The sequence below is a fragment of the Micromonospora sp. CNB394 genome (assembly GCF_000374985.1).
GTDB lineage: Bacteria > Actinomycetota > Actinomycetes > Mycobacteriales > Micromonosporaceae > Micromonospora > Micromonospora marina.
This window is the reverse complement of record NZ_KB895860.1, coordinates 21772-47063: the sequence shown is the minus strand read 5'-3', so window position 1 is coordinate 47063 and position 25292 is coordinate 21772. Positions and strand designations below refer to the sequence as shown.

The window sequence follows — 25292 nt, the reverse complement described above, 5'->3', positions numbered from 1 at the left end:
GGGTCGGGCGAATCGGTGCGGCCTGCGTGGCCTGCCCGGAAACGCCCCGTGGATCCCACCCTGTCACTCCGCCGACGCGCGTGCGGCCGCTTGGAGGGCGGCCCGCACGTCAGTGACCTCGATCACCCGCATGTTCTCCGGCCCGGCGCCGCTGCTCTCTGGCCCGCACCCGGGCGGCACGAGGGCCAGCCGGAAGCCGAGCCGGGCCGCCTCGGCCAGCCGGCGGGGTACCGCGCCGACGCGGCGGACCTCGCCGGTGAGTCCCACCTCGCCGATGGCCACCAGGTGCGGGTTGAGTGCCAGGTTGAGCCCGCCGGAGGCGACCGCGAGCGCCACGGCCAGGTCGGCCGCCGGCTCGACCACCCGGATGCCGCCGACGGTGGCGGCGAAGACCTCCCGGTCGTGCAGCGTCAGCCGTTCGGTGCGGCGCTGGAGCACCGCGAGGACCATGGCGAGCCGGGCGCTGTCGAGGCCGGAAACGGTACGCCGGGGGGAGCCGGCCACCGTGGCCCCGATCAGCGCCTGCACCTCGGTGACCAGTGCCCGGCGCCCCTCCATCGCCACCGTCACGCAGGTGCCCGGCACCGGTTCGGAGTAGCGGGTCAGGAACAGGCCGGACGGGTCGGCCAGGCTGCTGATGCCGCCCTCGTGCATCTCGAAGCAGCCCACCTCGTCGGCCGCGCCGAACCGGTTCTTCACGCCGCGCACCATGCGCAGCGAGGAGTGCTTGTCGCCCTCGAAGTGCAGCACCACGTCGACCAGGTGCTCCAGCACGCGGGGACCGGCCACCTGGCCGTCCTTGGTGACGTGCCCGACGAGCACGGTGGCGATGCCGCGCTCCTTGGCCACCGCGACCAGGGCGGCGGTGACGGCGCGGACCTGGGTGACGCCGCCGGGCACACCCTCGGTGCCGGTGGTGGAGATGGTCTGCACCGAGTCGAGCACCAGGAGCCCCGGCTTCACCGCGTCGAGGTGGCCGAGCACCGCCGACAGGTCGCTCTCGGCGGCCAGGTAGAGCTGATCGTGCAGGGTGCCCATCCGCTCGGCGCGCAGCCGCACCTGGCTGACCGACTCCTCACCGCTGACCACGAGCGACGGGCTGCCGGATCCGGCCGCCCACTGCTGTGCCACGTCGAGCAGCAGCGTCGACTTGCCCACGCCGGGCTCACCGGCGAGCAGCACCACCGCACCGGGGACCAGCCCGCCGCCGAGCACCCGGTCGAGTTCGCTGACGCCGGTGGGACGGGCCCGGGCGGGCGCGGCGCTGATGGTGGCGATCGGCCGGGCCGGCTCGGCCGGCATCCGCGAGCTGACCACCCGGCCGGAGACCGTCGGGCCGGTGACGGTGCACTCGACCACCGAACCCCACTCGCCGCACTCGGGGCACCGGCCCACCCACTTCGGGGGCTGGTGGCCGCAGGCGTCGCACTCGTAGGCCGGGCGGGGTTCACGGGTGGCGGCGCGACCGCGGCCGGCGCCGGCACGGGTCGATCGGGGCGTGGTCACCACCGGACGCTAACCGGCCCGTACGACGAAAGCCCACCCGCAACGGCGACACCGCCGACGTGGCGTTGGCCACGGCGGCGGTGCCGGCGGAAAGGGTACGGAGGTCAGTGGCCGCCCTCGGCGCCGCCGTCCTCACCGACGTGCTCACGCGGGTTCACGATCTTCGACGGCGTGGCCGCCGGGGTCAGCGGGACGCCGATCGGCGCCGGGGTCGTGATGACCTTGCCGTCACCGAAGTCGAAGGTCAGGTTGACCTGCTGGCCGACGAGCAGCTCCTGGTTGAGGCCGATGAGCTGCAGGAAGCGCGGGTTGCCGGCGTTGAGCTGGGCGTAGCTGAGCGCCGGGATCTCGATCCGGGCCGGCTGACCGGCGGGCGCGGACTCGCTCGGTGACGGGCTGGCCGACGGCGACGCGGGCACCTCCAGCGACTGGCTCGGCGACGCGCTCGGGTCGGTGGCGGTCGGCGAGGCGGTGGCCGGCTCGGTGGGCGACCCGGTCGGGGTGGCCGCGCCGCTCTCGCCCGCGCCGGAACCGGTGAGCACGATGTCGCGCGCGCTGTCGGTGGTGACGGTGACGGTGACCGGCTTCTTGCTGTCGTTGTAGATCACCACGTTGACCGGCGCGTTCGACCCGGCCTCGTAGCCCGTCGGGCCCGGGAACTGCACGTAGAGCCCGCGCACCTTGTAGAGGTCGTCGGAGGTCTGGACGTTGACGCCCTGGACCGACGGGATCTTGTTGGCGGTCTCGGAAATCTGCCCGGCGCCGCACCCGGACAGCAGCAGGCTCGCCGCCGCCGTGCCGGCCAGCAGCAGGGCCGGCCCCCGGGAACCCCTGATCGAGCGCGTCACGTCGGTCCTCCTCGTCACGATCCCCGCCCGGTCGACCGCCGGGCACGGGGTGGCCATACCCGCGCAGACCGCGCTCCAGGGTAGTTGGAGCTGATCGAGGCCCGCACGCGGACCCGGCAATGCCACCTTCGGCGGGGACTCCTCAGACCACCCGGCCGCTCGTCACCAGCAGCACCACATCGATGAGCGCCACCACCAGCACCGCCCGGAAGGCGGTCGCCGAGCGTCCGGCGGTCGCGCGTCCCGCGTACCAGCCGACCGCCGGCACGGCGACGGCGGCCGCGACCGCCGACAGGCCGGTCCACGACGGCGGCCCGGGCGGACCGAGGACCAGCGCGACGGTGGCCGCGAGCAGCAGCCCGGCGGCGGCCAGCCGGCTGCCCACCGGCCCGAGCCGGTGCGGCAGGCCGCGCACCCCGGTCCGGGCGTCGTCGGCCAGGTCGGGCAGCACGTTGGCGAAGTGCGCCCCGGCGCCCAGCAGCGCGGCGGCGGCCACCAGCCAGGCCGGGGGCACCGGCGAGCCGGGCAGCGCGAGCACCACGAACGCGGGCAGCGCGCCGAACGAGACCGCGTAGGGCAGCACCGACACCGGCGTCGACTTCAGCGGCCGGTTGTAGAGCAGCGCGGAGACCAGGCCCAGCGTCGCGCAGGCCGCCGCGGCCGGACCGCCGGCCAGCGCCAGCACGGGCACTGCGACGGCGGCCACCGCGGTGGCCCGGGCCAGCGTCGGCCGGGCGACCTCGCCGGTGGTCACCGGCTTGTCGGTACGCCCCACCGCCGCGTCCCGATCGGCGTCGATGAGGTCGTTGCTCCACCCCACGGCGAGCTGGCTGGCCAGCACCGTCAGCGCCACCGCCGCCACGCCCGCCGCGGAGTGCCCGACGCCGGCGGCGAGCAGCGCGGCGACCACCGTGACCGCCGCAGCGGGCTCCGGATGGCTCGCCCTGACCAGCCCTAACACCCGTGTCGACATAAGAGAAGTCTGGTCGTTACCGGGCAGTCGTGCCACGCTCGACGCATGCCCGACGCGTCGCCGGTGTCCACTCCGTACCGGGTGCTGCCGCCGAACGACCCCCGGCAGTACGACGACCTGGCCGGCGAGTGGTGGCGGCCGGACGGGGCGTTCGCGATGCTGCACTGGCTGGCCCGGGCCCGGGCGGCGCTGGTACCAGCGGCGGCCAAGCCGGACGACCTTCTCGTCGACCTGGGCTGTGGCGCCGGGCTGCTGGCGCCGCACCTGGCCGGCAAGGGCTACCGCCACGTCGGGGTCGACCTGACGCGCTCCGCGCTCGACCAGGCTGCCGCGCACGGCGTGACGGTAATCCAGGCCGACGCGACAGCCGTGCCGCTCGCCGACGGCTGCGCGGCGGTGGTCTCCGCCGGGGAACTGCTGGAGCACGTACCGGACTGGCGGCGGGCGGTCGCCGAGGCGTGCCGGCTGCTGCGCCCGGGCGGCCTGCTGGTGCTGGACACGCTCAACGACACGCTGCTGGCCCGGCTGGTCGCGGTGGAACTGGGCGAACGGCTGCCCACGGTGCCGCGCGGCATCCACGACCCACGGTTGTTCGTCGACGCCCGCGAGCTGGTCGCCGAGTGCGCCCGGCGCGGCGTGCCACTGGCGGTACGCGGGGTCCGGCCGGAGCTGGGCGGCACGCTGACCTGGCTGCTGCGTCGCATGCGCGGCGGTGCCGACCGTCCGGACCGGACCGAGCCGCGCATCGTGCCGACCCGGTCGACGGCGGTGCTGTACCAGGGCTGGGGGCGCCGGGGCGGGTAGCCGGGGCCGCCCGGGGTAAAGGACGCGAGAAGGGGGCGACATGACTGTGTACGCGCTGGAGGCGGCCCGCCGGTTGGCACCGCGACTGGCCGCCCGCGCGGGCGAGCACGACCGGGACGGTTCGTTCCCCGTGGACGACTTCGCGGACCTGCGGGCGGCCGGGCTGTTCGGCCTGATGGTGCCGCCCGAACTGGGCGGTACGGGTGCGACTTTCGCCGAGTACGCCGCGGTCGCCACCGAACTGGCCCGGGGCAACGGCGCGACCGCGCTGGTGTTCAACATGCACGCCTCGGTCACCGGCGCGCTGGGCGCGGTCACCGAGGAACTGGCCGAGGCGCTCGGCGTACCGGACGAGGCGCTGGCGGCGCGGGACCGGCTGCTGCGCGCGGCGGCCGACGGCGCCTGGTACGCGGTCGCGATGAGCGAACGTGGTGCCGGCGCCCGGCTGTCCCAGCTCAGCACCGTCTACGAGCCGGTCGAGGGCGGCTGGCACATCAAGGGCAGCAAGACGTTCTGCTCCGGCGCCGGCCATCCGGACGGCTACCTGGTCGCCGCCCGCAGCGCCGCCGACCAGTCGGTGGTGTCGCAGTTCCTGGTGCCGGCCGGCGACGGGATCACGGTCGAGCCCACCTGGGACTCGCTCGGCATGCGGGCCACCTCCTCGCACGACGTGCACCTGGACGTGACGGTCCCGGCCGACCGGCTGCTCGGCGGCGTCGAGGGGCTGGCCCTGGTCGTCGCCCAACTCATGCCGCACTGGCTGGTGGCGAGTTACGCGGCGGTCTACGTCGGCGTGGCCCGGGCGGCTGTCGACGCCGCGGCCGAGCACCTCAACGCGCGTAATCTCGCCGGTCTGCCCGCCGTGCGGGCCCGCCTGGGCCGGGCCGACGCGGCCACCGCCGCCGCCGAGCTGGTGGTCGCCGAGGCGGCCCGGCGGGTCGACGAGGCAACCGGCGACGCCGAGACGAACCGCTGGGTGTGGCGGGCCAAGCTGCTCGCCGGCACCACCGCCGCCGAGGTGGCGGCCTCCATGCTGGAGGCGGCGGGCACGTCGGCGACCCGGCGTGGGCATCCGCTGGAGCGGCTCTACCGGGACGCCCGCTGCGGCTCGCTGCATCCGGCCACGTCCGACGTGTGCGCCGACTGGCTCGGCATCGCCGCGCTCGGCGGCGACCCGGACCGGGACAGCGCGCTCCCTCGTTGGTGAGCGCGAAGGGTGAGCCGGTGTTGCGAGCCCCGCAGTCGCGAACGAAAAGCGGCACGGTGAGCAGGAGTCGGTGCGAGAGATGAGGGATGGGTGGGGGACGTGGGCATGCCGGTGATCGCGGGTCTGGGTACGGCACAACCGCCGGCCGCACGGCAGGACGAACTGTGGACGGGCTTCTTCGCGGGGCACTTCCAGGGGAACACCCGGGCGCTGGCCGAGCGGATCTTCGCGAACTCGGGCGTGACCCGGCGGCAGGCGGCGGTGAATCCGCTGTTGGAGGACGTCTCGGAGTGGCCGACCGAGCGCCGGATGCGCCGCTACCAGGTCGAGGCGCTGCCGCTGGGCAAGGAGGCGGTCAGCCGGGCACTCACCGCCGCCGGCCTGGACGCCGCCGACGTCGGCCTGTTCATCGTCTGCTCGTGCACCGGGTACGCCACCCCGGGGCTGGACATCCTGCTCGCCCGGGATCTGGGCATGTCCCCGAGCACCCAGCGCATGTTCGTCGGGCACATGGGTTGCTACGCGGCCCTGCCCGGGCTCGGTGCGGCGAGCGACTTCGTCACCGCTCGCGGGCGGCCCGCGCTGCTGCTCTGCGCGGAGCTGACCAGCCTGCACATCCAGCCACCGGGTGCCCGGGTGGACACCCAGCAGATCGTCTCCCACGCGCTGTTCTCGGACGCCGCGGTCGCCGCCGTGGTCGTCCCCGGCGGCCGGGGGTACGCGCTGCGCGAGGTCACCTCGGTCACCGACACCTCCACGGCCGACCACATGACCTGGGACGTCACCGACACCGGGTTCCGGATGGGGCTGTCGCCGAAGGTGCCGCAGGTGCTCTCCCGGCACGTACGGACGCTGATCGACGACCTGCTGGCGCGGCACGGCTGTGAGCGTTCCGACGTGGACGGCTGGGCGGTGCATCCGGGCGGGCCGCGGATCCTCAACGTGGTGGAGCGCGAGCTGGCCCTGCCACCGGACGGCCTCGCCGCCTCCCGGGGCACGCTCGCCGAGCACGGCAACTGCTCGTCCCCGACGGTGCTGCTGATCCTGGACCGGCTGTGGCGTACGGAGCCGTCGCCGCCGCGCTGGGTGGTGATGGTCGCGTTCGGGCCGGGACTGACGCTCTACGCGGTACTGCTGGAACGGGTGGGCTGACCGCTCGCCCCGATCGGGCCGCGTGGATACGCTGCCGTCATGGCCTCTGACGAGCGTGACGGGCGGGTACCGCTGGCCGTCCTGACCGTTCTGGCGCTGGTGGCCGGCGCGGCCTGGTGGCGGGCGGCGGCACCGGAGCCGGGTTCGGCCACGGCAGCTCCCGCGACCGCCGAGCCGATCTCCCGTACCTGGCGGGTCGACCCGTCGACCGGTGACGCCTGGCCCGCACGCCCGGGTGGCGATCCGACGCTCCGGGCGCGCCGTGGGCCGGCCGCCGAGCCGGACCGGTCGGTGGTGGTCCGGGTGGAGGCGAACGGCGCGGCACGCGTGCTGCAGGTGTCGCACGTGGTGTGGCGGGAGACGTCCCGGCTGGTGCCGGGCGGGCCGCCCGTCGTGCGGCAGGTGAGTCCCTCGCAGGGCGACGACTACCGGCTGTCGGTGAGCTGCTCCGGTGACGGGTCGATCGCCGTGCAGCTGTCCGGCGCAGGGACCGGCGACGCACGGCGGGTGCTGCGGTGCGGCGGGCGACTGGACGTCCCCGTGCTGGGCGGAACCGGCGCGCCGGTGCTGGTGCGGTTCAGTGGGGTGAGCGGCCGGGCCGAGCTGAACGCCCGGCTCGAAGCGCTCTACTGACAGCGGTCCCGCACCCGGCGCCTCAGCCGCCCAGCCGGGCCAGGTCGGCGCCGTAGTCCGACAGCGGGCCCAGCTCCGGTACCACCCGGACCAGCGAGCCCTGCCGGTCCACGAGCACTGCGGCGGCGGTGCCCGGGTGGGCGGACAGGTGCAGGTAGGAGCGCAGGCCGCCGGCCGGGTCGCCGAGCGGGCGTACTCCCGGGACGCTCGCGGGCCCGGCGCTGCGGCCCTCGGTCACGGTGACCACGGTGACGCCGGCCGGGGCGGCGCGCGCCGCGGTGCCGACCTGCTCGCCGCAGGCGCAGGCGTCGACCAGGATGATCATGGCGGGCAGCAGGCTGCGCAGCGGCACCGGCGTGTCGTCCGCGCCGACCAGGTCCAGCGCGGGCAGCGGGCCGACCGGTTGCGGCGCGGTGGTGGAGCGGGGGAGCACCGTCGGCGCGCCGGGCCGGGTGGCGGCACGCGGCCAGGTCACGGCGGCCAGCCCGGCGAGCGTGACAAGCACCGACACGAGCAGGATCAGCGCCGGCAGCCCGAGGCGGGCCGGAACGGTACGCCGGCCGGAGCCCTGCCGTGCGCGGCGCAGCTCCCGGCGGACCTGCCGGGCCTCGTCGGCGAGTGCCGAGGCGTCGCTCGGGACGACCACCCGGCCCCACTCCGAAGGCAGGCCGGGCAGACCGTCCGGCGGCCCCTGGCCGTCAGCGTCAGGCACGCCCATCGGACCCCCAGGAACGTCTCGGTGAGCGGACGTCACGTCCCTCACCAGCGTCCCGCACCGGCCGCCGTAACGCCACACCTGGGCGCGGACGGAGTTACGCAGCTACCATGGGAGGAGCGCATAGCCCTAGATCTGACGCTCCCGTGCGCCCTTACCGGGTTGTCACGTGTTCCTCACGGAGCGTGTCTAAACCATCGGTTTGACCGCCTGTCAAGCTGAAGAAATACCTCTCACAGGGCCCCTGAGCTGCGCCAACGGTCAGGACGGCGGTGAGACATCGGTGCCTGAGCGTGTTACCCTAGACACAGCGAAAGGGGTTTCGAACCTATGGTTTTCAGTGTCGGCGAGACCGTTGTTTACCCCCACCACGGGGCCGCACTCATCGAGGCAATCGAGACTCGGGTCATCAAGGGCGAGCCCAAGCAATACCTCGTCCTGAGGGTCGCACAGGGTGACCTGACGGTCCGGGTTCCCGCCGAGAACGCCGAGATCGTGGGTGTGCGCGAAGTGGTTGGCGAAGAGGGCCTGGGCAAGGTCTTCGACGTGCTCCGTGCACCGCACACCGAGGAGCCGACCAACTGGTCGCGGCGTTACAAGGCGAATCTGGAGAAGCTGGCCTCCGGTAACCCGCTGAAGGTGGCCGAGGTCGTCCGCGACCTGTGGCGCCGGGAGCGGGAGCGGGGCCTGTCGGCGGGCGAGAAGCGGATGCTCGCCAAGGCTCGTGACATCCTCGTCGGCGAGGTCGCGCTGGCGGAGAAGAGCACCAAGGACGAGGCCGAGACGCTGCTCGACAAGGTGCTGACCGAGGCCTGATCCACGCGTCTGCCTCTACCCACCCCGCAGCGAACGAATCCGAGGACCGCGACGTGACCGCGCAGCTCGATCCGCGCGGTGACGTCGCGGTCCTCGTTCCTGCGGCCGGTGCCGGGGTACGCCTCGGCCCCGGTGCCCCGAAGGCGCTCCGGTTGCTCGCCGGTGAGCCGCTGCTGGTGCACGCGGTCCGCCGGATCGCCGCCGCGCCGTCGGTGCACACGATCGTGGTGGCCGCGCCGGCGACCGAGGTCGAGGCGGTACGCGCGATGCTCGCCCCCGCGGCCCCGGTGACAGTGGTGCCCGGTGGCGCCGAACGCCAGGCGTCGGTGGCGGCGGCCCTCGCGGCCGTACCCGCCGGTCCGGAGATCGTCCTGGTGCACGACGCGGCCCGCGCGCTCACCCCGCCCCATCTGGTCGAGTCGGTGGCCGCGGCGGTCCGCGACGGGCACGACGCGGTGATCCCGGTGCTGCCGGTGGTCGACACGATCAAGGAGGTCGACGCGACCGAACGGGTGCTCGGCACCGTCGACCGGTCCGCGTTGCGCTCGGTGCAGACACCGCAGGGTTTCCGCCGGTCGGTGCTGGTCGCGGCGCACCGGTCGGCAGGTGACGCGCTGACCGACGACGCGGGCCTGGTCGAGAAGCAGGGGATCGCGGTGACCTGCGTACCCGGCTCCGAGCTGGCCCTGAAGATCACCCGACCGTTCGACCTGGCCCTCGCCGAACACCTGCTGACCACGGGCGCCTGACGCGCGCCGCCCGCCGCTCGCGGGTGGCGGCCTGTTCCGGATTTTCAACGCGTGCCGGTCAGAGCGACGCTCCACTCGTACAGCCCGGGCCGCCGCCGAGGCGCGACGCGTACCCTCTGGTCATGATCGTTCCTCGGGTGGCTGTCGGCACCGACGTGCACGCGTTCGCGGCCGGGCGGCCCTGCTGGGTCGCGGGCCTGCACTGGCCGGACCAGGACGGCCTGGCCGGTCACTCCGACGCCGACGTGGCGGCGCACGCCGCCTGCAACGCCGTGCTCTCCGCCGCCGGTCTCGGTGACCTGGGCGCGAACTTCGGGGTGGGCCAGCCCGAGTGGGCGGGCGCCTCCGGCGTGGCGCTGCTGACCGAGAGCGCACGCCGGGTACGGGCGGCGGGCTTCCGGATCGGCAACGTGTCGGTGCAGGTCGTCGGCAACCGGCCCAAGATCGGGCCGCGCCGGGAGGAGGCGCAGCGGGTGCTCTCCGAGGCGGTGGGCGCGCCGGTGACCGTCTCCGCCGCCACCACCGACGGCCTCGGCTTCACCGGGCGCGGGGAAGGGCTGGCCGGGATCGCGGTGGCCCTGGTCTACGAGGCCCCGGCCGACTGACGCGGTGGCCGGGAACGGCGGCTGGGGCGGGGCGGATACGCTCGCCGGGATGCCGAGTGACGCCGCTCCCGACCAGTCCGCCGCCGACGGCTACCTGCAACGCGCCCACCTGCTCGCCGAGCTGGGGCGCTACGACGAGGGGATCGGCGAACTCACCGCGCTGCTCGCGGCCGAGCCCGGGCACGTACCCGCGTTGACCATGCTGGCCCGGATGCACCTGGCCGCCGACCGGCCCGCCGAGGCGCTCGCCGCCGCCGACACGGCAGGGATCGTCGTGCCGGCGCTCGTGACGCGCGGGTTCGCGCTGCTCGACCTGGAGCGCTGGAAGGAGGCCGCGGCGACCGCCGACGAGATCCTGACGCGTGCGCCAGGTGACGCGTACGCGCAGCGCAGCGCCGCCGCCATCCTCTCCGCGTCACGCAACGGGCAGGCGGCGCTGGACGCGGCGTGGCGCGCGGTGGAGCTGTCGCCGGACGAGCCGGAGGCGCACCTGGTGCTCGGCCTGGTCGCGGTGCGGCTGCAACTGTTCGACCTGGCCGAGCGGGCCTACCGGGAGGCGCTGCGGCTGGACCCGGAGCTGGGTGAGGCGGGGCAGGACGTGGGCGTGGCCCGGCTGGAACGGCGCCGGTACGCCGAGACGCTGGAACACCTGACCGCGATGGCCGACCTGCCGGTGGCTCGTCCCGACCCGGCGCGGACCGTGGACGCCGGCATCCGGCGTCTCCTGCTGTCGGTGGCCGGGTTGTCCCTGGTCGCGAGCGTGCTGGTCGGCGCCCTGGCCCCGGCCTCGCCGGGCGCGTCCCGGCTGTTCGCGGTGCTGGCGGTGGTCGCGGTGGCGGTGCTGCTGCGACGCCCGGCGACGTGGTGGCCCGGCCTGCGGGAGGCGATGTCGCGCGGCCTGGTCGTGCCGGTCTACGCGGCCGCCGCCGCGGTGGTGCTGCTGCTCGGGTACGCGCTGGTCGGCGGCCCGTGGCCGTTGGTCGGGGCGATCACCGCGTCGGTGGTGGCCGGATTCACCGCGTTCGCTCGCCGGTGAGAGGGACCTGCGCCGGCATCACCACGTACCCGCCGTCAGGACTTGCGCGCCCAGGTCCAGGCGTAGCCGTCGTCCTCGCAGGCGGCGGCCGCGTCGCAGAGGTCGAGCGGGCGGAACGTGTCCACCATGACCGCCAGCTCGTCGAAGAACTCCGCCCCGATCGAGCGTTCGGCGGCGCCCGGCTGCGGGCCGTGGGTGAAGCCGGACGGGTGCAGCGAGATCGAGCCCTGCTCGATGCCGGAGCCACGCCGGGCCTCGTAGTTGCCGCCGGTGTAGAACAGCATCTCGTCGGAGTCGACGTTGTGGTGGTTGTACGGCACCGGGATGGCGGCCGGGTGGTAGTCCACCTTGCGCGGCACGAACGAGCAGATCACGAAGTTCGGGCCCTGGAACGTCTGGTGGACCGGCGGCGGCTGGTGGATCCGCCCGGTGATCGGCTCGAAGTCGTGGATGGAGAACGCCCACGGGTACATGTGCCCGTCCCAGCCGACCACGTCGAACGGGTGGTTCGCATAGACGTGACGCGTCCAGGCTGTGCCGCTGCCACCCGGGCCTGCGGCCCGAGACCTGTGCCTGACGAGCACCTCCACCTCCTCGCCGTCGACCAGCAGCGGGGTGTCCGGTCCGCGGACGTCGCGCTCGCAGTAGGGCGCGTGCTCCAGGAACTGCCCGCGTACGGAGAGGTAGCGCTTGGGCGGCCCGATGTGGCCGGACGCCTCGACGGCGAGCAGCCGGGTCGGCTCGTCGCCGGTGGGTACCAGGCGGTGGATGGTCGAGGTGGGGATGACGACGTAGTCACCCGCGACCGCGTCGAGCACGCCGAACGGCGACTCGACCCGCAGGGTGCCCGACTCCAGGTAGAGGCAGTGGTCGCCGGTGGCGTCGCGGAACAGCGGCGACGGCCGGTCGGCGAGCACGTACGCGATGCGTACGTCGTCGTTGGCGAGCAGGTACTGCCGGCCGAGCACCGGGTCCGCGCCGGTGCCGTCGAGCTTGTGCGTGCGCAGGTGGCGCGGCTTGAGCGGCAGGTTCGGCACGCGGGTGACGGTGGGCGGGGCGTACTCCTGCGCGGCGAGGATCGCGGTCGGCGCGTGCCGGTGGTAGAGCAGCGACGAGTCGGAGGAGAAGCCCTCCTGGCCGACCAGTTCTTCGGCGTAGAGCGTGCCGTCGGGCTGGCGGAACTGGGTGTGGCGTTTGCGCGGCACGTCGCCGACGCTGCGGTAGTACGGCATCTCGCCTCCCGATATGTCCCGTTCTCCGGCCGGTGGCGTCCGATAATCGGACGCTGTTGTCCGTTCCTCGTAGCGTCCCGTACATTCTTGTCTCGTGTCAACGCAGGTGCCCCGCCTCCTCTCCGGCCTGGTGGACGACGCGGCGGTCTTCCCGCCCGGCAACGCCGCGCTGCCCGACGCGGTGACCGCGCACCGCACCCACCGCGCCGCCTGGTACACCGGCCTGGTCGGCCCGCTGCTGCTGCCCGCCTCGGAGATCCAGCGCGGGTCGCTCAACGGCCTGGTGGACCCGGCCGAGGGCCTGGTGATCGGGCTGATCGGCGACACCGGTCTGGACCAGCTCCCGCAGGCGCTGGACGCGCTCGCGCCCGACGGGGTGACCGCCCGGCAGATCGAGGCGCCGGTGGCCAAGCGCGGCGAGGACCCGCAACCCGGGCTGTCCGAGCTGATGACGCTCGCCGGCCGGCTCGACGGCACCGCCGTGTACGCGGAGATCCCGCTGACCCTCGGGCTGATGGGCGCGCTCGACACGCTCGCCGAGGCGCGCGCCGGCGGGCTGCCGGTGGCCGCCAAGTTCCGTACCGGCGGGCTCGCCGCCGAGCTGTTCCCCACCCCGGTGGAGCTGGCCGCGGTGATCTGCGCCTGCCGGGACCGGAAGCTGCCGTTCAAGCTCACCGCCGGGCTGCACCACGCGATCCGGCACCGCGACCCGGAGACCGGCTTCAACCACCACGGTTTCGTCAACGTCCTGGGTGCCTCGCTCGCCGCCGTCGGGGGCGCCGAGGTGGACGGCGTGGCCGAGCTGCTCGCCGCCACCGACCCGGTACGCGTGGTCGAGCCCGCCCGGGCGCACCGCGACGCCGAGCGCCCGCTGTGGGCCGGGTACGGCTCGTGCAGCGTCTCCGAACCACTTACCGATCTGATCCGGCTGGGGCTGGTGAACGGAGGCTACGAGGCATGAGCGAACGCACCGAGCGGAGCGAGGGCCGTGAGGGCATGCCCGGTCGGCACGGCATGACCTGGGTACCAGGGGCGGCGGGCTCGCCGTACGGGGTGACGAACCTGCCGTACGGGGTGTTCCGGCACGGCGAGGACGAGCCGCGCGTCGGCGTCCGCATCGGTGACTTCGCGCTGGACCTGGCCGGCGCGGAGGCCGCCGGTCTGGTGCTGGCCGGCGGCGCGCTGGGCCAGCCGACACTCAACGCCTTCATGGCGCTCGGCCGCCCGCAGTGGACGGCGGTCCGGCAGCGGGTCGTCGAGCTGCTCACCGAGGCGGAGCACCGGGCGGCGGTCGAGCCGCTGCTGGTGCCGCTGCGCGAGGTCGAGATGGCGCTGCCGTTCGAGGTGGCCGACTACGTCGACTTCTACTCCTCCGAGCATCACGCCTCGAACGTCGGGCAGATCTTCCGGCCGGGGCAGCCGCCGCTGCTGCCGAACTGGAAGCACGTGCCGATCGGCTACCACGGCCGGGCCGGCACGGTGGTCGTCTCCGGCACCCCGGTGACCCGCCCGACCGGTCAGCGGGCCAGCGCGCAGGGCCCGACCACCGGCGCCTCGGTCCGGCTGGACATAGAGGCCGAGGTGGGCTTCGTGGTGGGAGTGCCGAGCTGGCTCGGCGAGCGGGTGCCGGTGGCCGACTTCGCCGACCACGTCTTCGGCGTGGTGCTGGTGAACGACTGGTCGGCCCGGGACATCCAGGCGTGGGAGTACCAGCCGCTCGGACCGTTCCTCGGCAAGTCGTTCGCCACCTCCGTCTCGGCGTGGGTGACCCCGCTGGAGGCGCTGGCCGACGCGTTCGTGCCCGCGCCCGACCAGGATCCGCCGGTGCAGGACTACCTGCGCGACACCCCGCGCCTCGGGCTGGACCTGACGCTGTCGGTCGAGTGGAACGGCGAGCGGGTCGCCGAGCCGCCGTTCGCCGGCATGTACTGGACTCCGGCGCAGCAGCTCGCGCACCTCACCGTCAACGGCGCGTCGCTGCGGACCGGCGACCTCTACGCCTCCGGCACCGTCTCCGGTCCCCAGCGCGGTCAGGTCGGGTCGTTCCTGGAGTTGACCTGGGGCGGATCCGAGCCGGTCAAGTTCGCCGACGGCAGCGAGCGGACGTTCCTGGAGGACGGCGACACGGTGACGATCACCGCCACCGCGCCCGGGCCGGACGGCACCACAGTCGCGCTGGGCGAGGTCACCGGGGCGATCCTGCCGGCCCGCTGACATCCGACCTTCCGAACCGGCCCCGGTCGCACCCGATGTGCGACCGGGGCCGGTTCCTTCGGCGTTGATCGCTCCGGATCACGTACGCCCCGGACGGCGGCTCCCGGTCGAACCGGAGCCGCCGGTGGTGCCGGGTCGGGGGGCGTACCCGCGGAAGCCGGAACAGGAAGGACCGAGCATGACCGAGTTGACCGGTGCCGTCTGGCGCACCAGCAGCCGCTCGAACGACCAGGGCCTCTGCGTCGAGGTGGCGACGAACGTGGTCGCCGCGCACGGCGTGGTGGGTGTACGCGACTCCAAGGACCCGGACGGTCCGGCGCTCGCGGTGAGCCCGCCGGGCTGGGCCGCGTTCGTCACCGCGCTGCGGGGCGGCGCGCTCCGCGGCTGACCGTCTGCGCCACACCGGTGCCCCCGCCGGGGCACCGGTGATGGAAATGTCACCGGGAGGCTCCCCGTTTCCGGTCACGGCCCGTACCGTGTACGACACGGGAGGTGCCATGTCGACGGTGACGGTTTCCGCATCCATCGAAGCGCAGGACGCCGACCTGTGGCGGCTGCTCACCGACCTCCCGGCCCGCGCCGACTGGCTCTCGGCGGTGGACGCGGTCGAGGTTCTCGCCGCCGGTGGGTTCGGGCCGGGCACCGTGTGGCGGGAGACCCGCATCCGGCCGGACGGCGGCACCGAGCCGGAGGAGTTCGAGGTGCTCGAGGCGGTCGCGCCCGGCCGCCTCGTGCTCGGGTCGCGCGGCGCCGGTGCCGACTACCGGATCACCTGGACGCTGCGCACCGTCGAGCGGCGACGGCGCGGCTGCACCGAGGTCACAGTCGAGCAGGAGGCGGTGCCGACCCGGGCGTACGGGCGGGTGCTGGCCCTGATCCTCGGCGGCCTGGCGGCCCGCGCGGTCGAGGGCGCGCTCCGGCGTGACCTGGCCGACCTGGCGCTGGCCGCCGGTCCCGCCCAATCCACCGAGGCCGCCTGAGCCGACCCGGCCGCTCCCCGCACCCGGCCCGCGTGCGGCCGGTAGGGTGCCGGGGCGGAGGTGGCGGATGGCGAAGGCCGCGAGGCAGCGGGTCGTGGTGGCGCTGGTGGCGGTGCTCGCCGTCGCGGCGTCGGTCGCCGTGGTCGTCCGGGTGCTGGCGCCCGCCGAGGTCGACACCGCAGCCCGGGAGCCCTACCCGGCGGCGCCCGCGCCGACCGCGGGGGTGCTCGCGCGGCTGCCGGTGGCGCCGCTCGTCGTGGACGGCCGCCTCCGCGTCTACGCGGGCGCCCGTCAGGTGTACGCGGACCAGCCGGTCACCGGCCGGCACCGGGTCACCCCGTTCTGGTCCTTCCGCCGCTGGCCGGCGAAGCTGGTCGGAGTGCTCGCCGAGGGGACCACTGTGGTCAGCCGCTGGTCCGACGGGAAGCTGGTGGCGCTCGACGCGCGTACCGGACGGGTGGCCTGGCGGGCGGACGGCCCGCAGCCGGGGTCCGTGCCGGAGCCGCGACGCACTTTCGCCGCCACGGTCTGGGATCCGGCCGGTCTGCACGTGGCACGTACGGCCGACGGGCGGACGGTGCTGCTCGCGACCGGTCCGGGCGGCATGGGCGGGTACGACCTCACCGACGGTCGCCGGCTCTGGCGTGCGGACGTGAGCCGGGATTGCCGGTCCGACGTGGGTACGACCGCCAGCGGGCAGCTGGTCGGCGTGGACCGCTGCGAGGGCCCCGCCACGGTCGAACTGCGGGACGCGGCGACCGGTGCCGTACGGACCCGCTGGCGGCCGCCGGACGCGCCGGAGCGGCTCGTCGTCACGCCGGTCGGCTGCCGCGACGGTCACTCCGGTTGTCGCGGACTGCGTACCGCCGGGCCGGACGGCGCGGGCAGTCGGGGCTGGCTGGTGACCGACCCGGGCGAGCCGGCCGCCGCGCCGGGCCTGGACCATCCGGACACGGTGCTCGACGGCGAGCGGGCGGTGGACACGTCGGGCCCGGTGGTGGTCGGGCGGTCGGCGCGTACCGGCGAGGAGCTGTGGCGCCGGCCGGACATCCATCCGGCCCGGGTGCTCGCGACCGAGCCGGGACGGGTGCACCTGCTGACGGACCGGCGGGAACTGGTCACCGTCGACCCGTTAACCGGTACGACCCGGTCGACTTTCGTGCTCGACCTGGGCCGGGACGGGATCGGCTGGCGGCCGGGCCGGGCGTACGCGGTGGACGGCTACGTCGCGGTGGAGCGGCTGCGGGAGAGCGCCGCTCCGGAGGACGACGACCAGGGCTACTTCCTGATGGCGGAACCGGTGCTGTTCGCCGTGACCTGATCCGGCGAGTCAACGTCAAAAACGGACAAAAGCCTCTATAGTGCTCTTGTTGGATCGGTTGGACGAAGACGCCCGGCGCCGGTCCGTAGGGGGTTGACGGACCGGCGCCGGGCGCGCCCGGTCAGGCCAGCGCGGCCTCGGCTGCGGCCAGGAACGCGTCGTTCTCGGCCGGGGTGCCGATGGTGACCCGGACGCCGTCGCCCGGGAACGGGCGGACGATCACGCCGCGCGCCTCGCACGCCCGGCCGAACTCCACCGCCCGCTCGCCCAGCGGCAGCCAGACGAAGTTGGCCTGACTGTCCGGCACGTCCGGGACGAACTTGCGCAGTGCCTCGGTGACCCGGTCCCGCTCGGCCACGACCAGCGCGCAGCGCCGCTCCACCTCGTCGGCCTGCGCCAGCGCGGCCAGCGCGCCCGCCTGGGCGGCCATGCTGGTGGAGAACGGGGTGACCACCTTGCGCACCGCGGCGGCCACCTCCGGCGCCGCTACCAGCCAGCCGATCCGCAGACCGGCCAGGCCCCACGCCTTGGACAGCGTGCGCAGCACCGCCACGTTCGGCCGGTCCAGGTAGGTCAGGCCGTCCGGCACCTCGGGGTCGGTGACGAACTCCCGGTACGCCTCGTCGATCACCACGAGCACGTCGTCCGGCATCGCGTCGAGGAAGCGGTCCAGCTCGGCCCGGCGCACCGCCGTACCGGTGGGGTTGTTCGGGTTGCAGACCAGGACCATCCGGGTCCGGTCGGTCACCGCCGCCGCCATCGCGGAAAGGTCGTGCCCGTGGCCGGCGTCGTTCGGCACCCGCACGCTGGTCGCGCCGCTGGTCGCCGCGATGATCGGGTACGCCTCGAACGAGCGCCACGAGTAGAGCAGTTCGTCACCGGGCAGGCAGGTGGCGCGGACCAGGTGCTCGGCCAGCGCCACCGAGCCGCAGCCGGTGGCGATCCGGTCGGCGTCCACGCCGTACCGCTCGGCGAGCGCCTGGCGCAGCGCCACCACGCCCATGTCCGGGTAGCGGTGCGAACCGGCGACGGCCTCGGCGACCGCCTCCACCACGCCCGGCAGCGGGCCGTACGGCACCTCGTTGCTGGCCAGCTTGATCGCCTCGGCCAGGCCCAGCTCCCGGGCCAGGTCGGCCGGGCTGCGGCCGGGCACGTAGTTGGGCAGCGCGTCCAGGTCGGCGCGGGTCAGCCGCAGCGCGGGCTGGTGGCGTCCGGTCTCGGTCATGGGGTGTCTCCCGGGGTGTCGGCGCTCTCGGGCGGGGCGGTACTGGTGTCACGCTTGCGGGGGAGCTGGACCACCACCGTCTGCGCCCGCTTGTCGTGCAGGGCCTGGCGCAGCGGTTGGTCGAACAGGGGCGAGATCGCGTCGATGAGCTGGAGCAGCAGGCCCAGCCCGCAGCAGTACCAGAGCAGCGTCGGCAGGCCGAGCGTGCTCCAGCGCCGGGTGGCCCGGCCGAAGCCGAGCGGCTGGTCCGCCTCGACCGGCAGCGCGCGGACGCCCATCACCCGCTTGCCGAAGGTCTGCCCGCGCGCCGCCATCGACGGCACCTCGTACGCGTACCAGAGCGCGGTGGCGATCACCAGGATGGCGATCTGGAGGCCGCCGGCCTGGTCGTCGATCTGGGGCAACCCCTCGGTGGACGTGTCACCGTTGAGCGCCTGGCGCACCGATGCACGCAGGTACGGGGAGATGGCCTCGACGTAGCGCCAGACGAACCAGCCGTTGACCACGGCGTTGAGCAGGAACACGATGCCCAGGTCGATCAGGCGCGCGACCAGCCGGACGCCGTACGACGCCAGCGGCAGTCCGTGCGGACGCGGGATCGGCTGCGCGCCCGGCCAGTGCGGGTACGGCCAGCCCGGAGGCGGTCCCTGCATGCCCGGCCCGGCCCGACCCGGCTGTCCCGCGTGTCCCGCCTGACCCGGCTGTCCCGCCTGACCCGGCTGTCCGGGCCACGGGTTCGCCGGGCCCGGCTGGCCCGGCCACGGGCTCGGCGCGCCCGGCGTGCCGGACGCCGGGGTCGCGTCGGGGCGGCCGGGACCGGAGGCCGGCCTGTCGGCGGCGGGCGCCGGGGTGGCCGGCGCGGGCTCCGGTTCGGCGGGCGGCGGACCGTCGGGCGGGGTGACGTCGACCGGGATCGGCGCACCGATCCAGCCCTCGCCGTCCCACCACCTGCGGGTCGCCGTGTCGGCGGGGTCGACGTACCAGCCGGGTTCCAAACTCACGATGCCGTCCTAGCTTGCGACTGCGGGGCTCGCAAAACCGGCTCACTCCTCGCGCTCACGATGCCGTCCTCGTTCGCGACTGCGGGGCTCGCAGGCCCGGCTCACTCCTCGCGCTCACGGGGCAACCTTAACGACGACCGTTCCGGCGAACTTGTCGTGGAGGCACTGCTGCCAGGGCTTGTCCCACAGCTGCCAGAAACCGTCGAGGTAGCTGAGGAACGGCACGAACATCCCGCCGGCGAACTCGACGAGCCAGCGCTTGCCGAGCACGCCCCGGGTCAGCGCGGCGCCCGGCTGCACCGGTACGATCCGCAGCTTCATCACCTTCTTGCCGAACGTCTGCCCGGTCCGGCGGGCGTATTCGACGTGGTGGACCCAGTAGAAGGCGAGCATCAGCAGCAGGACCCCGAACTCGGCGGCGAGCAGCGGCAGGAAGACGTCCGTCCAGAACGTCGCCGGGTCCGGTCCCGCCGGGCCGGCCTGCTCGACCTCGTCGATCATCCGGAAGAAGATCAGGAAGACGACCGGCGCGAACAGCACCAGCGCCACCGCAGTGGCGACGGCGGTGTCGATCAGGTACGCGAGCAGCCGGTCGCCGAAGCTCGCCAGCGGCTGCCCGTTCGGCGCCACCGGGGGCGGGACGGGCGCCGGGGCGTACCCGGGCGGGGCGTACCCGGGCGGCAGGTAGCCGGGCGGGCCGCCGTACCCCGGAGGAACGTGCTGTGCGGGCACCGCCGGTCCGCCGGGCGGCGCGAAGCCGCCGCCCGCGGGTGGAGGACCGGCGGGCGGCGGCATCGGGTTCGGAGGAGGCTGGGTCACGCGGACAGTGTTACAGGTTTCCGCGCTTCTCCTGCTCGCGCTCGATCGCTTCGAACAGGGCCTTGAAGTTGCCCTTGCCGAAGCCGAGCGAGCCGTGCCGCTCGATCAGCTCGAAGAAGACGGTGGGGCGGTCCTGCACCGGCTTGGTGAAGATCTGGAGCAGGTAGCCGTCCTCGTCCCGGTCGACCAGGATCTTGCGGGACTGAAGCTCCTCGATCGGCACCCGGACCTCGCCGATGCGGGCCCGCAGCTCCGGGTCCTCGTAGTACGAGTCCGGGGTCTCCAGGAAGTCGACACCCGCGGCGCGCATGGCGTCCACGCTGGCCAGGATGTCGTTGGTGGCCACCGCGATGTGCTGGGCGCCGGGGCCCTGGTAGAACTCCAGGTACTCGTCGATCTGCGACTTCTTGCGGGCCACGGCCGGCTCGTTGAGCGGGAACTTCACCTTGCGGGTGCCGTTGGCGACGACCTTGCTCATCAGCGCCGAGTAGTCGGTGGCGATGTCGTCGCCGATGAACTCGGCCATGTTCGAGAAGCCCATGACGCGCTTGTAGAACTCGACCCACTCGTCCATCCGGCCCAGCTCCACGTTGCCGACGACGTGGTCGACCGCCTGGAAGAACCGCTTCGGCTGGATGCCGGCGTCGATCATCGGCTGCCGGTTCACGATCGGGCCGCGGGCCACGAACCCGGGCAGGAACGGCCCGGTGTAGCGGGACCGGTCGATCAGGCTGTGCCGGGTGTCGCCGTACGCGGCGATGGACGCCATCCGCACGGTGCCGTGCTCGTCGCTGACGTCGTGCGGCTCGACCAGGCCGGTCGCGCCCTGAGCCACGGCGTGCGCGTACGCGGCGTCGACGTCCGGCACCTCCAGCGCGATGTCGGAGACGCCGTCGCTGTGCTTCGCCACGTGCTCGGCGCCGTCGGCGTCCGGGCGTACCGCGCCGGTCAGCAGGAAGCGGGCCGAACCGCTGGTCAGCACGTACTGCGCGTGGTCCCGGTAGCCCTGCTCCGGCCCCCGGTACGCCACGCAGGTCATGCCGAACGCGGTGGAGTAGTAGTGCGCGGCCTGCTTGGCGTTGCCCACCAGGAAGTGGACGTGGTCCATGCCCTTGACCGGGAACGGGTCGCGGGTGATGTCGTGGTCGACTGCGCCGACGAGAGCGTCGACGTCGACCTCCTCGGTCGACTGGGGTCGGTCGATCGCCTGGGTCATGGTGGCCTCCCTCGCGTACCGGCCGGCCTCGTGGGCCGCCGTGAATGTGCTCTTCCGGCGAGGATCCACGGACCGCGGCGAGTTGGGCAACAGTCGACGTTATTCCTGGTCAGGTTGTGCATTCGGTACGGTAGGGCACCATGAACACTGGTCAGGATGTACAGCTCGACGAGCTGGACGCCCGCTTGATCGAACTGCTGGCGGAGGAGCCCCGGATCGGCGTGCTGGAGTGCTCCCGCCGCCTCGGTGTGGCCCGGGGAACGGTGCAGGCCCGGCTCGACAAGCTCGTCGGCCGGGGCGTCGTCACCGGGTTCGGGCCGGACATCACCCCCGCCGCGATCGGCTTCGGGGTGACCAGCTTCGTCACGCTGGAGATCAGCCAGCGGCACGGCCACGACCAGGTCACCGCGCACCTGGCGGCGATCCCCGAGGTGCTGGAGGCACACACCATCACCGGTTCCAGCGACCTGCTCTGCCGGATCGTCGCCCGGTCGAACACCGACCTCCAGCGGGTCATCGACCAGATCGTCGCTTCGGAGGGCATCCGCCGGGCGTCCACCATCATCGCGCTGGCCGAGCAGATCCCGTACCGGACGCTGCCGCTCGTCCGCTCCGCCGCCCGCGGGTAAGGAAGGGCCCCCTATTAACGCCTCAGGAGGTGGAAGGGCCCCGTATTAACACCTGCCGGGGCAAGAAGCGCCGCGACACGCCCCGCACGCGGACCCGGGGGACCGGTGATCGTCGCTACCGTGTGCGGTGTGAAGGGCCTAGGGATACGCGGCTGGTTGCTGCTCGGGCTCGTCACCGTGGTCGTCCTCGCCGCGACCGGCGTCTGGAACCCGTTCCCGGCGCTGTGGGACTGGGTCGACCGCAGCAAGCCGATCAGCGAGCCGGACGTGGCCTGGCAGCAGCGCGTCGGCGGCACGCCGCGCAGCGTCACCATCGCCGGCGACACCGTGATCGTCGAGCAGCGTACCCGGATCGAGGCGCGCAACCTCGCCGACGGCGGCCAGCTGTGGGAGCGCAAGGCCGACTGGTCGGCGGTCGCGGGCAGCGGCCGCGAGTCGGTCGTCGCCGTGGGCAAGCTGCTCGACAGGGGGTACGAGGTGCTCGACCCGGTGACCGGCGTGACCCGCCGCCGCGACGACCGCGCGATAGCCGTCTGGACCTACCGCAACCTGCTGCTGGACGCGTACTGCGTGCAGGCCACCGACTGCACGCTGCGCGCCTGGGATCCGCGTGGCACCGCTCCGCTGTGGACCGCGTTCCTGCCCGGCGTGCACAGCGGCGTGCTCGCCGACAACCCGGAACTCCTCGGCACCCGGCGTCTCGGCGCCACCCGGATCGACGGCGGGGTGGCCGGGCCGGAGTCCGTCCCGCCGCTGCTCGGCTTCCCGGTCGACGGACGGGTGCACGTGGTGGACACCGCCACCGGCCGGGTGCTCCAGAACGTCCAGCCCGGCCGGGAGGAGCGGCTCGCCGTGGTCGGCGGCCGGCTGCTGCGGATCGCGGCCACCTCCCGCGACGGGAGCTGCTACTACGCGGTGACCGCCGTCGACCCGGCGACCGGTCAGCAGGTGTGGCGGCGTACCGGGATCAACCTGCGCACCGCCGACTACGCCGGCTGCGTGCAGCGGGAGGACCCGCAGGGCGGGCGCAACGTGATCATCGGGGTCGCCCCGGACGGGCGTGAGACGGTGCTCGACGGGTACGACGGCCGGCTGCTCCAGGTCGGCGCGGACGGCGAGAAGCTGCTCGCCGTGGACGACCGGTACGCCGTGGTGCGCAGCGCCGACAAGGGCTCGCTGCTGGGCCGGGAACTGTCGGCCGACCGGACCCGCTGGACCCGGCCGGCGGGCGGCAAGAGCGGTGCGGCGCTCACCCCGTACGCGGCGGTGATCAGCGAGGAGAAGCCGTCCCGGCTGATCGCGGTCGAGCCGCGGGAGGGCCGGGTGCTGGTCGAGCTGCGTACCTCGGCGAACGCGCTGGCGGTCGGCCCGAACGGCATGATCATCGGCGAGGGGCGGGAGATCGGGTACGTCCGCTGGGGCGCCGGCACGGGCGACGCGCCGGGGCCGGGCCAGGACGGCGCGCCGGTGGCGCCGGACCCGGGTGGCAGCTGGCGCCCGCCCGACGACCAGGGCAGTTGCGGGCCGAAACGGGAACTCTGCGCCGACGGCAAGTGACAGTGGGTGAGAGCGTCGTCCCACGACCCACCTGCGGGTGTCACCGATCGACGGCTCTGCCCTAGGCTTTTCGGTCATGAGCAGTGCCGCCGCCTTCTCGTACGCACCCCTGCTGCCGACCGGTCCCGACCTGACCGAATACCGCCTGGTCACCGACGAGGGCGTGGACGTCGTCAACGGCCCGGGAGGCCGCCGGTTCCTCACCGTGGATCCGGGCGCGCTGACCGCGCTGACGGCGGAGGCGATGCACGACATCGCCCATTTCCTGCGCCCGGCCCACCTCGCTCAGCTCCGCTCGATCATCGATGATCCGGCGGCTTCGCCGAACGACCGTTTCGTCGCGCTCGACCTGCTGCGCAACGCGAACATCGCGGCCGGCGGCGTGTTGCCGATGTGCCAGGACACCGGCACCGCGATCGTGATGGGCAAGCGCGGCCGGCACGTGCTCACCGACGGCACCGACGCGGAGGCGATCTCGCGCGGCGTCTACCAGGCGTACACCCGGCTCAACCTGCGCTACTCCCAGCTCGCCCCGCTGACCATGTGGGACGAGCGGAACACCGGCAGCAACCTGCCCGCCCAGGTGGAGCTGTACGCCGAGGACCCGGACGGCCACGCCGACGCGTACAAGTTCCTGTTCATGGCCAAGGGCGGCGGTTCGGCCAACAAGTCCTACCTCTACCAGGAGACCAAGGCGCTGCTCAACCCGACGCGGATGATGCAGTTCCTGGAGGAGAAGCTGCGGCTCATCGGCACCGCGGCCTGCCCGCCGTACCACCTGGCCGTCGTCATCGGCGGCACCTCCGCGGAGTACGCGCTGAAGACCGCGAAGTACGCCTCCGCGAAATACCTGGACGCGCTGCCCACCCAGGGCTCGATGAGCGCGCACGGCTTCCGTGACCTGGAGCTGGAGGCCGAGGTGCTGGAGCTGACCCGCAACTTCGGCATCGGCGCGCAGTTCGGCGGGCGCTACTTCTGCCACGACGTACGGGTGGTCCGGCTGCCCCGGCACGGCGCCTCGTGCCCGGTGGCGATCGCGGTCTCCTGCTCGGCCGACCGGCAGGCGGTGGCGAAGATCACCCCGTCGGGCGTCTGGCTGGAGCGACTCGAAACCGATCCGGCGCGTTACCTGCCCGACGTGACCGACGAGACGCTGGAGACCGAGGAGGTCGTCCGCGTCGACCTGAACCGGCCGATGGGCGAGATCCGGGCCGAGCTGTCGAAGTATCCGGTGAAGACCCGGCTGTCCCTGACCGGTCCGCTGGTCGTCGCGCGGGACATCGCGCACGCGAAGATCGCCGAGCGGCTGGACGCGGGCGAGCCGATGCCGCAGTACCTCCGCGACCACGCGGTCTACTACGCCGGCCCGGCGAAGACCCCCGAGGGCTACGCCTCCGGCTCGTTCGGTCCCACCACGGCCGGCCGGATGGACGCGTACGTGGAGAAGTTCCAGGCGGCCGGCGGCTCGATGGTGATGCTGGCGAAGGGCAACCGGTCCACCCAGGTCACCCGCTCCTGCCAGGCCCACGGCGGCTTCTACCTCGGCTCGATCGGCGGCCCGGCCGCCCGCCTGGCGCAGGACTGCATCAAGCACGTCGAGGTGCTCGAATACGCCGAGCTGGGCATGGAAGCGGTCTGGAAGATCGAGGTGGAGGACTTCCCCGCCTTCATCGTCGTCGACGACAAGGGCAACGACTTCTTCGCCGAGGTCACCAAGCCGGTGCTCACCGTCGGCCGGCGGTGACCGCAGACGTACGCGAGGGGTGCCCGGGAACGTTCCCGGGCAGTGGCGAAGCCACCGTCACCGCGGGCCGGGATCGCACCGTGGTCGCCATGCTGTTGCTGCGTCCCGGCCGGGTGGTGCCGGTGGAGAACTGGTCGACGCCGTCAGGGATGAGCGTCCACCGGCGACCGTACGGACCCAGCTCCAGATCTGCGTGTCGCGGCAGCGGTTCGCGGCGCTCGGGCCGCCGGCCGACACGCCATCCTGGACCAGGGTGACGTCGCCAGCGCGCTGGACCTGCGCCGGCGGGTGCTGACCGACGCCACCCGGC

25 protein-coding genes and 1 pseudogene are annotated in these 25292 nt (G+C 73.8%); 17 read left to right on the top strand and 9 right to left on the bottom strand.

The genetic code is table 11. The features are described 5' to 3' along the window. Nucleotides 1–63: 63 nt before the first annotated feature. From radA to C569_RS0126135, 3 genes are all read right to left on the bottom strand, one after another. The gene (gene radA / locus C569_RS0126145; protein ID WP_026268663.1) at nt 64–1506 is read right to left on the bottom strand and encodes a DNA repair protein RadA; all 1443 of its coding nucleotides are present in this window, start codon (nt 1504–1506) and stop codon (nt 64–66) included. Between the two features lie 104 nt (nt 1507–1610). Beyond that, the gene (locus C569_RS0126140; RefSeq protein WP_026268662.1) at nt 1611–2354 is read right to left on the bottom strand and encodes a hypothetical protein; all 744 of its coding nucleotides are present in this window, start codon (nt 2352–2354) and stop codon (nt 1611–1613) included. Between the two features lie 142 nt (nt 2355–2496). Beyond that, nucleotides 2497–3327: a UbiA family prenyltransferase gene (locus C569_RS0126135; protein ID WP_036346982.1), complete on the bottom strand. Its 831-nt coding sequence runs from the start codon at nt 3325–3327 to the stop codon at nt 2497–2499. A 45-nt stretch (nt 3328–3372) separates the two neighbouring features. Here C569_RS0126135 and C569_RS0126130 point away from each other — a divergent pair, with 45 nt between their 5' ends. The 4 genes from C569_RS0126130 to C569_RS0126115 all read left to right on the top strand — a co-directional run bounded on the left by C569_RS0126130 (nt 3373) and on the right by C569_RS0126115 (nt 7123). Then, nucleotides 3373–4131, top strand: a complete 759-nt coding sequence (locus C569_RS0126130; protein ID WP_018788691.1) for a methyltransferase domain-containing protein — start codon at nt 3373–3375, stop codon at nt 4129–4131. A gap of 40 nt (nt 4132–4171) precedes the next feature. Further along, nucleotides 4172–5338 carry an acyl-CoA dehydrogenase family protein gene (locus tag C569_RS0126125; RefSeq protein ID WP_018788690.1) on the top strand — a complete coding sequence of 389 codons (1167 nt, stop codon included), beginning with the start codon at nt 4172–4174 and terminating at the stop codon, nt 5336–5338. A 99-nt stretch (nt 5339–5437) separates the two neighbouring features. Then, nucleotides 5438–6490: a type III polyketide synthase gene (locus C569_RS0126120; RefSeq protein ID WP_018788689.1), complete on the top strand. Its 1053-nt coding sequence runs from the start codon at nt 5438–5440 to the stop codon at nt 6488–6490. Nucleotides 6491–6529: 39 nt separating this feature from the next. Further along, nucleotides 6530–7123: a hypothetical protein gene (locus C569_RS0126115; RefSeq protein WP_018788688.1), complete on the top strand. Its 594-nt coding sequence runs from the start codon at nt 6530–6532 to the stop codon at nt 7121–7123. A gap of 22 nt (nt 7124–7145) precedes the next feature. On the opposite strand, the gene C569_RS0126110 is transcribed toward C569_RS0126115, so the two are convergent. Next, nucleotides 7146–7841, bottom strand: a complete 696-nt coding sequence (locus C569_RS0126110) for a hypothetical protein (protein ID WP_018788687.1) — start codon at nt 7839–7841, stop codon at nt 7146–7148. A 327-nt stretch (nt 7842–8168) separates the two neighbouring features. Between C569_RS0126110 and C569_RS0126105 the strand changes: the two genes are divergently transcribed. From C569_RS0126105 to C569_RS0126090, 4 genes are all read left to right on the top strand, one after another. After that, nucleotides 8169–8654: a CarD family transcriptional regulator gene (locus tag C569_RS0126105; RefSeq protein WP_007073334.1), complete on the top strand. Its 486-nt coding sequence runs from the start codon at nt 8169–8171 to the stop codon at nt 8652–8654. Between the two features lie 53 nt (nt 8655–8707). Continuing rightward, nucleotides 8708–9403 (top strand): 2-C-methyl-D-erythritol 4-phosphate cytidylyltransferase, encoded by a 696-nt coding sequence (gene ispD / locus C569_RS0126100; RefSeq protein ID WP_018788686.1) that lies wholly within the window; start codon nt 8708–8710, stop codon nt 9401–9403. Nucleotides 9404–9525: 122 nt separating this feature from the next. After that, nucleotides 9526–10008, top strand: a complete 483-nt coding sequence (gene ispF / locus C569_RS0126095) for a 2-C-methyl-D-erythritol 2,4-cyclodiphosphate synthase (RefSeq protein WP_026268660.1) — start codon at nt 9526–9528, stop codon at nt 10006–10008. Between the two features lie 49 nt (nt 10009–10057). After that, complete coding sequence (locus C569_RS0126090; RefSeq protein ID WP_026268659.1) at nt 10058–11044, top strand: tetratricopeptide repeat protein; 987 nt, start codon at nt 10058–10060, stop codon at nt 11042–11044. Between the two features lie 35 nt (nt 11045–11079). On the opposite strand, the gene C569_RS0126085 is transcribed toward C569_RS0126090, so the two are convergent. Continuing rightward, on the bottom strand, nt 11080–12276 hold the full coding sequence (locus C569_RS0126085; RefSeq protein WP_018788683.1) for a homogentisate 1,2-dioxygenase: 1197 nt from the start codon (nt 12274–12276) through the stop codon (nt 11080–11082). Between the two features lie 94 nt (nt 12277–12370). On the opposite strand from C569_RS0126085, the gene C569_RS0126080 reads away from it, so the two are divergent. From C569_RS0126080 to C569_RS0126055, 5 genes are all read left to right on the top strand, one after another. After that, a complete protein-coding gene (locus C569_RS0126080; protein WP_026268658.1) occupies nt 12371–13237 on the top strand; it encodes a hypothetical protein in 867 nt (288 codons plus the stop codon). A gap of 53 nt (nt 13238–13290) precedes the next feature. Continuing rightward, complete coding sequence (fahA, locus tag C569_RS0126075) at nt 13291–14490, top strand: fumarylacetoacetase (RefSeq protein WP_026268657.1); 1200 nt, start codon at nt 13291–13293, stop codon at nt 14488–14490. 178 nt (nt 14491–14668) lie between these two features. After that, nucleotides 14669–14878: a DUF397 domain-containing protein gene (locus tag C569_RS0126070; protein ID WP_018788680.1), complete on the top strand. Its 210-nt coding sequence runs from the start codon at nt 14669–14671 to the stop codon at nt 14876–14878. A 109-nt stretch (nt 14879–14987) separates the two neighbouring features. After that, a complete protein-coding gene (locus C569_RS0126060) occupies nt 14988–15470 on the top strand; it encodes an SRPBCC family protein (RefSeq protein ID WP_018788679.1) in 483 nt (160 codons plus the stop codon). 67 nt (nt 15471–15537) lie between these two features. Continuing rightward, a complete protein-coding gene (locus tag C569_RS0126055) occupies nt 15538–16791 on the top strand; it encodes a PQQ-binding-like beta-propeller repeat protein (RefSeq protein WP_018788678.1) in 1254 nt (417 codons plus the stop codon). Nucleotides 16792–16912: 121 nt separating this feature from the next. Here C569_RS0126055 and hisC read toward each other — a convergent pair whose 3' ends face one another. The 4 genes from hisC to hppD all read right to left on the bottom strand — a co-directional run bounded on the left by hisC (nt 16913) and on the right by hppD (nt 21052). Further along, nucleotides 16913–18016: a histidinol-phosphate transaminase gene (hisC, locus tag C569_RS0126050; RefSeq protein WP_018788677.1), complete on the bottom strand. Its 1104-nt coding sequence runs from the start codon at nt 18014–18016 to the stop codon at nt 16913–16915. Further along, on the bottom strand, nt 18013–19017 hold the full coding sequence (locus C569_RS0126045) for an RDD family protein (RefSeq protein WP_026268656.1): 1005 nt from the start codon (nt 19015–19017) through the stop codon (nt 18013–18015). Before C569_RS0126045 ends, hisC begins: the two co-directional genes overlap by 4 nt. 114 nt (nt 19018–19131) lie before the next feature. Beyond that, the gene (locus C569_RS0126040) at nt 19132–19812 is read right to left on the bottom strand and encodes an RDD family protein (protein ID WP_018788675.1); all 681 of its coding nucleotides are present in this window, start codon (nt 19810–19812) and stop codon (nt 19132–19134) included. Between the two features lie 34 nt (nt 19813–19846). Then, complete coding sequence (hppD, locus tag C569_RS0126035; RefSeq protein WP_018788674.1) at nt 19847–21052, bottom strand: 4-hydroxyphenylpyruvate dioxygenase; 1206 nt, start codon at nt 21050–21052, stop codon at nt 19847–19849. Nucleotides 21053–21192: 140 nt separating this feature from the next. On the opposite strand from hppD, the gene C569_RS0126030 reads away from it, so the two are divergent. From C569_RS0126030 to C569_RS34555, 4 genes and pseudogenes are all read left to right on the top strand, one after another. Then, complete coding sequence (locus tag C569_RS0126030; protein ID WP_013288920.1) at nt 21193–21681, top strand: Lrp/AsnC family transcriptional regulator; 489 nt, start codon at nt 21193–21195, stop codon at nt 21679–21681. A gap of 120 nt (nt 21682–21801) precedes the next feature. Next, nucleotides 21802–23238, top strand: a complete 1437-nt coding sequence (locus C569_RS0126025) for a PQQ-binding-like beta-propeller repeat protein (RefSeq protein WP_081636032.1) — start codon at nt 21802–21804, stop codon at nt 23236–23238. A 76-nt stretch (nt 23239–23314) separates the two neighbouring features. Next, a complete protein-coding gene (locus C569_RS0126020) occupies nt 23315–24982 on the top strand; it encodes a fumarate hydratase (protein ID WP_018788672.1) in 1668 nt (555 codons plus the stop codon). Beyond that, nucleotides 24979–25217: pseudogene (locus C569_RS34555) on the top strand (hypothetical protein); the annotation flags it as partial. The gene C569_RS0126020 and the pseudogene C569_RS34555, both read left to right, overlap by 4 nt. Nucleotides 25218–25292: the final 75 nt, after the last annotated feature.